This window comes from Bacillus sp. MYb56 (assembly GCF_002976445.1).
GTDB classification, from domain to species: Bacteria; Bacillota; Bacilli; order Bacillales; family Bacillaceae_G; genus Bacillus_A; species Bacillus_A mycoides.
In genome coordinates this window covers 39,771-51,144 of the sequence record NZ_PCOH01000033.1, presented here as the reverse complement: position 1 = coordinate 51,144, position 11,374 = coordinate 39,771, and the positions used below count along the sequence as shown (strand labels likewise).

Annotated in this window: 5 protein-coding genes and 1 other annotated feature; of the genes, 2 read left to right on the top strand and 3 right to left on the bottom strand. The window is 35.2% G+C overall.

All coding sequences use genetic code 11. The annotated features are described in order from the left end of the window. Positions 1–77 precede the first annotated feature (77 nt). Positions 78–1,589 (bottom strand): M36 family metallopeptidase, encoded by a 1,512-nt coding sequence (locus CQ058_RS26385; protein ID WP_105590060.1) that lies wholly within the window; start codon positions 1,587–1,589, stop codon positions 78–80. Positions 1,590–1,916: 327 nt separating this feature from the next. Here CQ058_RS26385 and CQ058_RS26380 point away from each other — a divergent pair, with 327 nt between their 5' ends. Together CQ058_RS26380 and CQ058_RS26375 are read left to right on the top strand one after the other, a co-directional pair. Further along, positions 1,917–2,501, top strand: a complete 585-nt coding sequence (locus tag CQ058_RS26380) for a TetR/AcrR family transcriptional regulator (protein WP_105590059.1) — start codon at positions 1,917–1,919, stop codon at positions 2,499–2,501. A 1-nt stretch (position 2,502) separates the two neighbouring features. Beyond that, positions 2,503–3,588, top strand: coding sequence for a DUF418 domain-containing protein (locus CQ058_RS26375; protein ID WP_142396411.1), 1,086 nt, complete (start codon positions 2,503–2,505; stop codon positions 3,586–3,588). A gap of 52 nt (positions 3,589–3,640) precedes the next feature. On the opposite strand, the gene ileS is transcribed toward CQ058_RS26375, so the two are convergent. Beyond that, positions 3,641–6,742 carry an isoleucine--tRNA ligase gene (gene ileS / locus CQ058_RS26370; protein WP_002189455.1) on the bottom strand — a complete coding sequence of 1,034 codons (3,102 nt, stop codon included), beginning with the start codon at positions 6,740–6,742 and terminating at the stop codon, positions 3,641–3,643. Positions 6,743–6,796: 54 nt separating this feature from the next. Further along, positions 6,797–7,035: a binding site (T-box leader), on the bottom strand. Between the two features lie 98 nt (positions 7,036–7,133). Beyond that, positions 7,134–11,336 (bottom strand): bacteriocin-processing peptidase family protein, encoded by a 4,203-nt coding sequence (locus CQ058_RS26365; RefSeq protein WP_105590057.1) that lies wholly within the window; start codon positions 11,334–11,336, stop codon positions 7,134–7,136. Between the last annotated feature and the right edge of the window lie 38 nt (positions 11,337–11,374).

Sequence of the window (11,374 nt, the reverse complement as noted above, 5' to 3'; positions counted from 1 at the left end):
ATACCCTAGAGGCTGCCTAATGAAACGACCTGTCTAACTTTCGGGGGTCACTTCATTAAACGCCACGACTTTTTATATTAATTCGTACTAATTCCTCTCGCTGTCCAAATTCGATCGATTTCCGCGGCATGTTGTCCGCCGTATAAAAGAGCATCCGCTTGCTTAATTGCTTTCGCTCCATCACGGAATTTCGCATTTGGCGTTAATGACCAATGTGATTGTAAAATAATTTTTGTTGCTACATCACGTCCAAAAGATTGCGCCATTTCGTATTGACCTTGAGCCCAAATTTCCCCATCATTATGCACTTCATTCGTTATATCTTTCGGGTATACTTTATTCGTATCTAATCGGCGTAAGCACGTCGGATCTGAACTAGAATAAGCAGCCGCATCCCATTCTCCAATACATGCTTTCCCGTATCCTGTTGTCGAAACTGCATCTTCATAAGTAGCACCTAAGAAGTCTCCAAATCCTTCTCCCATCGCTCCACCTTCTGGTGAACTTCCGAAGCCTGGCACTTGATTATCTTGAATAGAATGACCATATTCATGCGCAATAATGCCAGCATCTTCTGCATCATCTACTCCGCCAGTACCGAAGGTTAAAGCTTTCGTTGATGGAGAATAGAATGAATTATCGTCAGTTGTACCATTTACATTCACTTTAATCGAACGTTTATTAATATTTTGAAAGCCTAATCCTTGAATGTAACGCTGTAATGTATCAATATAATAATATGACATAACATCTTCAAAACTATCATTTGCACGTGTATAGTTAAATTGTAAGTTTGTAGATTTCGTCTTCGCTTTTGAAGAAATCGTAACATACTCACCAATTAAAAATCCTGTACCATCTAAACCTTTTAACGTAACAGTTTTCAATTGATTCGTTAATGCTGTTGAATCTGCATCATTATTATCTTTTAACCCTGCTAAACTTCCACTAGATACGACAGGGTTAGGTAAAAATACTTTTCCTGTTCCTTCTGCTTTTCGGTTTATATCAACTTTTTTAATTAACTTTCCATTTTCCGCATCAATGAATGTTTCCCATGCACCGAATGGATTATTAGAATGGACTACCACTTTATATACAGGAATAGCGACTCCCTCTTCAACAATATATCCGAATTCTTTTTCTGTAGGAGCCCATAAGTTTTGCTCACTTTCTCCTCCAACATACGCCATCGATTTTTGTTCTGCATCTTTTTCACTAATTTTTTTCGTAACTTCCTTCACACCTGTAACAGGCTGATAATCAGAAACCGCAAGTAAGCCTTTTCCCTCTCCGTTAAGAGTAACTGTAATTTGTTTTGAAAATACAGGCGCACCATTGACCACTTGTTGGAACCTAACATATGAAGCTACTGATGTTTCTGTTGTAGAAATATATTGCAAGTCTGAAAGGTCTGCCTTCAATCCATATTCCGTAGCATGTCCTTTTAAATATTCAATTGCTTTTTTCTGTGGTGAATAAGCTTCTAGCTTTACTTGCTGTTGTTTTTCCAGTGCTGAAACAGTAGAAATTGTCCCCATTACTAATGGCACAGTCATTGCCATTGCCACCATTTTTTTGTTTAACATAAAACCACTCCCCCTAATAAATTGAAAACTTTACCCCATTCCTATAAGGCTATTCCTGTCCACAAGTAACGAAATAAAGTGAATCTACAAGTAATTCTATACAAACAATTCTATTACCTTTACATTTTGGGTAAGTGAAATTTTCTCAATATTTATGTGTAAAACGAGAAAAATACTGTAGAAATATATTTCTTTTGTAAATTTCTTTACCTTATGCTTTTTAAAGTAATGTGTAAAAAATAAGTTATTTTTTACCTAACGGTAGGTTGAAAATAATATTAATGAATGATACGATTTATGTAACCTTTTTTATTAGGAGGACTTATCATGAGCAAAAGTGAAGAAACACTCTCTTCCATAGTCGAAGCAAGTTATCGACTATTTGCCGGTCACGGCATTGCCAAAACGACCTATACAATGATTGCTGAAGAAGTTGGTATTGCCAAGCCATCTATTTATTATTACTTTAAATCTAAAGATGCATTAATTGAAAGTATTTTTAATGAATTATGTGCAGCGATGCAGTTCTCCTCATTCTTTCATACAGAAGAATTTACGAAAGAGAATTTCATTGAGAAATGTGTTGAAATTGGCTTTAAAATGATAGACGAACAACAGAAAGATCCTTATTTTAATCTTGTATTACAAGAATATGTATTACTATCTTCAAGAAACGATATGTACAAAGATCGATTACTAACTGTACAAACAGAATATTTAAACGGATTTGAATCACTCCTAACAAAAGCAAATGAACTTCAACTCATTCAAAATAAAAATCTAGTTTCAAAAGCTCATATGTTAACATTAGTTCTTGATAATATTGGGAATTTTATGATGTTACATTTAGATATGGATTATAAACAAATATGGATTGAAGCTGTAAATAGCATTTTTGAAAGCAGGGATTGAAGTGAATACAAAAAAGCGCATTATCGGCTTAGATTTTGCTAGAGCGTGGGCAATATTTGGAATGTTACTAGTTAATTTCATGGTGATAACAGGGGCGGAAGGAAATGGACCTCCTCTGTTAAAAACCTTTATAACACTTTTTGAAGGTAGAGCTTCTGCCTTGTTTGTTATACTTGCTGGGATTGGCATAACTTTAATGACTAAATCATCTGTTGCTAGCCAAGAGAAAATAAAAATCAATACCAGCCGAATATTGATTTGGAAACGATCACTATTCTTATTTATTTTAGGATTATTATTGTATGTAATGGAATGGACGGGTGATATTTTACACTACTACGGCGTTTACCTTTTCATCGCTGCATTACTAATTACTGTACGAAGAACTATACTAATATGGCTTTCTATCATTATTTTACTTGCTGCACAATATCTCCAACTTACTTTCAACGCCTTCGAAGGATGGGGAGGCACAATCCCATTTATAAACTATATAGACTTTTGGACCTTAACAGGTTTTCTTCGCAACTTATTTTTTAATGGCTATCACCCTATTTTCCCATGGTTTTCTTTCTTCTTAATCGGTATGATAATTGGCAGATTAGATCTTCATAATAAAAATATTAGAGAAAGATTACTCTTACTTAGTATTATAATCACAATACTGACAGAACTTTTATCAAAAGGACTTACACACTTCTTTATTCCATACATCGGCAAAGAGGCAGCTACATTTTTGTTTAACACAGGACCCATTTTGCCCAATATATTATACGTCGCATCCGCTACAGGATCTGCTATTGCTATATTAATAATTTGCCTCTACATTGCTGAAAAATATGAAAATAATTGGTTTGTTACTTCCATTATACAAACAGGACAATTAACATTAACGCATTATGTAAGTCATGTATTTATCGGTATTGGTGCATTGATTGTATTAAATCGTATGGAACATCAAACACTACTTTTCGTTTTATTATTTGCTACTGCATTTTTCATTTTCAGTATTTTATTTAGCGTATTATGGCGAAGGAACTTTTCTAGAGGACCTATCGAATGGATTATGCGGAAAATAACTGATTAATTTATCTTCATACAAAAAAGGAAGTTGGAATGATTCCATCTTCCTTTTTTCTTTAATTAGCCGCGTTTAATTTAATTCGGATCTTTGTCTCACCTAAAGAAAGTTCATCGTCCTCATTCGTTAAGTGACCAAATGTAAATTGCTTGACGAGTAAGTTTTCTTCCAATAAATCTTTATGATTCGTTAACGTTTGCTGTAGTTCTTCTTCTGTATCAAGAATTACATCCACTCGTAAATTAACTGGTAAATTCAACTGCTTACGATATTCTTGAACTGCACGAATAAATTCACGTGCTACTCCTTCTTGTAACAATTCTTCCGTTACATTCGTATCTAACATTACCGTATATTGACCGTTAGTCGTATTTGAGAATCCTGATTTCGCAACTTTCTCTACTAATACATCTTCAGCTGTTACAACTACTTCTTCTCCTGGTGCTACTTCGTAAACTGCTCTTTCTGTAGATACAAAGTGTTGTACTTCTTCTTTTGATAATTGTTTTAGCCAGCCATTTACTGCATTCACACTTTTACCAAACTTCGGCCCAGCCGTTTTAAAATTCAGCTTTAATTGATAGGACGTGTATTTCGTTTCATCGAGTTCAACATGGAACGCTTTTACATTTAGCTCATCCATGATGATATCACGATAAGATTCCCAATCCATATCATTTTCATTATGCGCTAGTAATACAAGTTCTGCTAACGGCTGTTTTACTTTTAATGAATGTTGATTACGGTTACTTCTTCCAAGTTCAACAACTTGTAAAACAGCATCCATTTCTGCTTCTAACTCAGGCTGGATAAGTGATTCGTTTACAACCGGATAATCTGCTAAATGAACGCTTCTTCCTTCTAAATTCAGATGAATATCCTCAGCTACAAACGGTGTAAATGGTGCGATTAATTTACTAATTGTTACAAGCACTTCATGAAGCGTTTCATACGCAGCTGCTTTTTCAGGATTCATACCAGATTCCCAGAAACGATTACGTGATCGTCTTACGTACCAGTTACTGACTTCATCTACAAGCGCCGCGATTTCACGAGCTGCATTCGTAAATTGATAATCATCAAGTGCTGTTCTCACTTTTTTCGTTGTGCTATGCAATCTTGATAATACCCATTCATCTAATTTCGTACGTTTAACTTCATACTTTTCTTTCGGATTATACTCATCTAACTTTGCATATAAAACGTAGAAGCTATATACATTGACTAACGTATCTACAAATTTAGATTTTGCTTCCAGTACTGTTCTTTCAGAAAAACGCTTTGCATTCCACGGAGCACTGTCAACAAGTAGAGCCCATCTTAAAGCATCTGCACCAAACTGATTTACTAAATCAACTGGATCTAGTGCATTTCCTTTACTTTTAGACATTTTCTGTCCTTCCTCGTCTAGAACATGCCCTAGTGATAACACTCGTTTATATGGTACTTTCCCTGTATATAGCGCTGATACGGCTAATAAACTATAAAACCATCCGCGTGTTTGATCAATGCCTTCTGCAATAACATCTGCTGGAAACTGTTCTTCAAATAACTCTTTATTTTCAAATGGATAATGATATTGTGCAAACGGCATGGAACCACTATCAAACCAAACATCGATTACTTCTGGTGTGCGATTCATTGTACTTCCGCATTTTTCGCAGCAAACTTGCACTTCATCTACATACGGCTTATGCAATTCTAAATCTTCAGGTGTTTCTTTCGTACTATGCTTTCTTAATTCGGCAATGCTTTTCGGTGCGAATTGATGATCGCAGCTTTCACATTCCCATACGTTTAAAGGTGTTCCCCAATATCTATTCCGGCTAATATTCCAGTCCACCATGTTTTCTAAAAACTTACCAAACCGTCCATGCTTCATATGGTCTGGATACCACTTAACAGAATCATTATTTCGTAAAAATGTTTCTTTAATCTCAGTTGTTCGGATTAACCAGCTTTCTCCTGCATAATAAAGTAATGGTGAATCACAGCGCCAGCAATGCGGATAGCTATGTTCATATTTTTCTTTATGATATAGCAAACCTTCTTTCGCTAAATAACGAACGATATCAACGTCACAATCTTTTACAAACTTACCTTTAAGAAATGGTACTGCATCCGTATACTCACCTTTCTCATCTACAACATGTAAGAACGACAATCCTTCACTTTGAACGACTTTATAATCGTCCTCCCCATATGCTGGAGCGATATGAACGAGTCCTGTACCACTATCTGCTGTTACAAAATCTGCTGCAATTACGTGGTACCCATTTGTAACTTCCTTCATCGGAAACGGTGCTGTATAAGATATGTTTACTAATTCTTCGCCTTTGTGAACAGATAATACTTCATAGTTTTCTTTTAATACTTCTTGTACACGCTCTTTCGCAACAATGTATACATACCCTTCTTGTTTCGCTTTAACGTATTCCATATTTGGATGTACGGCAAGTGCAACATTCGCTGGAAGTGTCCACGGCGTTGTCGTCCATCCAAGGAAATATTCATTTTCACTATCTTTTACTTTAAACTTAACCGTTGCGCTTAAATCTTTCACTGTTTTATATCCTTGTGCAACTTCATGTGAACTAAGCGATGTTTGACAGCTTGGACAGTATGGAGAAACTCTATGTCCTTTATATAACAAACCTTTTTCATGAATCGTCCCTAAAATATTCCATACACTTTCGATATATGGATTCTCTAGAGTAACGTATGGATCATCCATATCTACCCAATATCCAATGCTCTCCGTAAATTCACGCCACTGCTTCTCATACGTGAATACACTCTCTTTACACTTTTGAATAAATGGCTCAATGCCGTACTCTTCAATCTCATGCTTACCTGAAATACCAAGTTGTTTTTCGACGCCTAATTCTACAGGTAATCCATGTGTATCCCAGCCAGCTTTTCTTAACACTTTATATCCAGCCATCGTTTTATATCTTGCTACTAAATCTTTAATTGCCCGACCAAGTGCATGGCCGACGTGTGGTAAACCGTTCGCCGTTGGTGGTCCTTCATAAAACACAAACGATTGTGCGCCTTCTCTATTCTGAATTGATTGTTCAAAAATGCCCTGTTCGTTCCACTGCTTACGAATACGTGTTTCTCTCCCTACAGCCGACTCTTTTACATCTACTTTCTTCATCTACAATCACTCCTTTGAATGTTTTAAAAGCACACAAAAAAACCGCCCCTATGAAGTAGGGACGGGTTTACCCGCGTTACCACCCTAATTCTATTAGCTTTTCACTAATAGCACTTAGCAACGTACTAATATACGCGTTCTTTGTAACGGTAGACATCCGTCCGAGCTTACTTTATTCAGCCACGGCTCCTCGGAGATGATTTTCAAATAACGTCTGCACACCGGCTTTCAGCAATACACCGGCTCTCTGGAGAACAGCTCACTATTTTACTCTTTCTCGTCTTCAGATTTGTATACTTTATTAAAAGTTATTTTATGCCATTAAACAATTAATTGTCAACTAATTCGAAATATATTTTTATTTATACCCTTTTTCTCTATTCTTATACAATTACTTTTCAAATTCTCGCAATCCTGCTAAATCTTCATCTTCCTCTGCAAGTTCAGCGAAAAATCCTGTTTCATCTTCACGAAGCACAATTTCAAGTTCATCTCTTGCCTCTTCATTTCTGTTTAATGATGTTAAATAACAAGCATGATCGTATCTTGCTAACAAGTCAGTAGCATCAATTGCTAATATTTCACTTGTTATTTTTTCTGCCTTTGTCGTTTGCCCAGCTCTATGATACGAAGATGCTAAAGCAAGAAGAATTGCCGTTTCATTCGGATGATATACAGAAGCGTCTTCTAATAACTGAATCGCGTCCTCAATTCTCTCTTGACTTTGATATATTTCTGCTAAAGCAAGGAATCCTCTACTTACAAATGGTGTTTTCTCAATTAATTGCAAGTAAATTTTTTCGGCTTTTCTTTCTTCGCCTAGCTTACATAATACATTCGCTTGTAAAAGAAGAGTATCATAATCATCCGGTAGCTCTCGGACCATTTGTTTCGTTAATTCAAAAGCGTCTCGTAACATATCTTCTTCTTCACACTCAATGAAAAGATTTACAAGTTGCTTCGCTACATCATAATCCCACTTATTTTCTAACGATGTTTGTAAAACCTCTATAGCTTCTTTATTCATCGCCGCATTCTCATAAAATATTGCGAAACGCTGCGCTGCCATACTATTTTTCGGATTTAACTTTAAGGAGATTTCAAATAAATCAATAATAACTGTAATCATTGAAATTTCCTTCGCACGATTTTTCATACGATAAAATGCTCTTGTAAATATAGATTTTTTCGGTTGCTCATTTTGTTGCCTTTCTACTAATCTTTCGGCAACCGCAGTAGCTGCATACATAAACGCTGTACTTCTTTCTGCTTTTTTCACCTTTAGCGTATGAAGTACGTCTCGTATTTGGGATAATTTTTTATGTTGTTCCATTGCTTTTACGTACACACCAAAAATACGTTCACTTTCCAAATCTTTATGCATTACTTTCAGCGCAACTTCGATTGCTTCTGCATTCTGCTTTTTAACTAGCAATTTCGCATAATGATATAGTACTTCCACATGCGCTTCATCTATTTTCATTGCGCATTCGATATATTCTTTTTCTTTATCTATGTCATTCATCGCGCCAAACACGTATGCAATCGCATCTAAACGCCATGTTTCAGGAACTTCTTCCTCCAATTTTTCTAGTTCAACTAGCAATTCTTCCTGAAGATTCATTTCTACTGAAAGCTGCGCTAAATATTCCATATTTATATGCATTGGTTCTTCTTTCATCGCCTGGACCATATGCTTTTGTTCTTTGGAACGATTCTCTTCTTTTTCGTATATTTCAGCAAGCTGCAAATGTACACCTAAGAAGTTCTTATCCATTTCTAAACATGTTTCATACGCATGCTTCGCTTCTTGAAATTGCCCTAACGCCATGAATGTTTCACCGATACGGAAATACGGCAATGAATCTTGTTTTTTCTTAAGTGCATCATTATACCGTTTTATCGCCTGATCATACTGTCCAATAGATTCATATAAAACACCTGCGTAACAACCGTATTCAATTACATCCTCTTTTTCTTTTTCTAACGTTCTTAAAAATGCTATGCCTCGTTGCACAAAAGCTGTGTCTTTTATTCGATTTACATACTCATCCAACACGCTCGCTATATTAGCGTATACGCTTCGTATACCGTTCTCTAATTTAGAAAGTGCAAGTTTTAACTCTTTTTCATCCTCACCTAATGCCATTTCAGCATCCCATAACACCATACCAGCATTCATAAGGAAATCTTGATTGTCTTCAAATTGCTTATTAATACTGACAATATAGTTTTTTGCATCCTTATATTGTTCCTTTGCCATATAAACTTGAATTAAACCGAAATGAGAATATACATCTTCATTATTTTCTTCTAAAGAACGCTTATATATAGTTTCCGCTTCTTCAAGTTCATCATTTTGAAAATGAAAATCTCCTAAACGAACATATAAAGACGCCTGATCTTCACAATTTTGAATTCCTTGTAATAGAATTTCCTTCGTATTTTTCTCATCATCCAAATCCGATTCATAGATTTCCGAAAGCTTCGTATATAAATAGGCTGCTGTTTTATCTAATTGAATCGCCACTTTAAGTCCTTTTACCGCCAAATACACTTTCCCTAAATACTGAGCACATCTTGCACGTTCATACCATATGTGCGCTTCATATTTATATTCTTTTAATAAATCATTAAAGAATCCATATGCTTCTTCATATCGTTCTAAATCTATTAAAATTAAACCGTGATTTACAAGTGTAAACCTTTCTGGACTACGTTCTATAGCTGTTAGAGAATACTCTAGCCCCTTTTCGGATTGATCCATATACATGTATGATAATGCTAAGAAACTCCACGCAACTGGTTGATCTGCATCCAATTGTAATGATGAACGAAAACTAGCAATCGATTCTGCATAATTATCTTGCTCAAAAGAATAACGTCCATTTATAAAATGATACAACGCTTGATTGCTTTTCTTCTCCACACTTTGAAGCATCTGTCCTGCTTTTTCCATATCCTGCAGACGAATAAAACACTGTGCACTATGCAATTTCACAAAGTCAGAGCTCGGAAACTTTTTCATTAATTTTTCTATACAAAACTGAATAAAATCTTTATCTACTTCAGCATCTAAATGTTTAATCGTATATAACCAAGTGTTTGGATTTTCACTTGTTTCTTTTAAAAATAGTACTAATTTTTCAATTCCCTCTTTATCTTGCTCACCTAAATGATCTGTAAGAGAAAAGATTGTTTTATAATAAGTGTGTTCTTCCTCATTTAAAAATGAAAGTTGTTCCATTCTATCTTTTGGTATAAACGTAATAGCTAAACAATCTGTATAACGATATTTTTCTTGCAACTTATCATATTCCACAAGAATCGGTTCCAAGAAATTCGGATCTTGAATATAAAAAGCTTGCAGTACATCGTCATAACCAGAAAGCACTTGTACATGGGAAGCGTGCTCAATATCTATACTTAATAAAACGGGAATACCTTGATTGAGTAATCTCTTATAATTTTCCTCATTCCCTTGAAAATAACGATATTCGTAACCTTGCTCTTCTATATATGTAACTGTATCTGAAAACTTAGAACCTGTTACATCAAAAATATGTTGAGCAATTTCATCTTGCGTACGTTTTTCTCCCCATACCCCTAACATCATTTCCAAACTTGTCGGAACGCAATAGTTATCCTTTTGTACAACCGGAACTATCGGTAAACGAACCTTTTTTCCATCAGGATTTTTTTCTATATGATGATATAGAGAATTTTTCAAACTCTTTTCACTTTTCAATAGTGCTTGCAAATCGTGAATATTATTCATTTTATAAAATGCTTCTGCACGTAAATGTATAAAATAAGTTGTATATGCATGATGCGGAAGCATATGATTGATTTTATCTATTACCGCTAACATTTCTTCATAGCGCTCTAAATCTAATAAATATTTTACTTTTTCAAAATAGAAATATGGTACTTGAGGGAACTTTGCAATCGCATCATTAATGAGTTGTAACGCTCGCTGCTGTTCACCTTTATATGCATATAATTGCGCCAATAAGTACGTAGCTAACTCTTCACAATCTTTATGCTGCTGACCGAATAAAAGTTGTTCCTCTGCCTTCTCCCACTCACCAGTCTGTATATATAAGTAACCCCATTTATCAAAAACTGCACGCGTACTATATTTTTCCGCCCTTTGCATATAGGCATAGGCCTCTTCATTTCGCTTCATATCTAGCAAACATCTAACTAACGTAAAGTATGCTTTCGTTAAAACATCCGCATCAGTTTCCTCTTCATTTACCTTTTCCAAAGAGGCTTTTAACAATTGTTCAGCATCAAGGATTTTACGCTCATCAATTAATTCATCACAATATAAAGAGAGCGTTCTCATATTTGGGAATTTTTTATAAGTATAACGAATTAAAAAGGAGCTATATTGATGCATCAAACCTTCATCAGCAAGACGAATTAATGTATCAAACTCCTTAGGTGACGAGACGTTAGAAAGCCAGTTCTTCACGTATGATAACTTATTCGTTTCTTTTATATGCGCAATTTCATTATTTATCTCATGTAATCCATCTACGAATCTCTTTTCTTTCAAACAAATCTCTAATTGCTTAAAATCTAGCATGCATTCACCTCAAATTATTATTTATACTGCCATTTGCA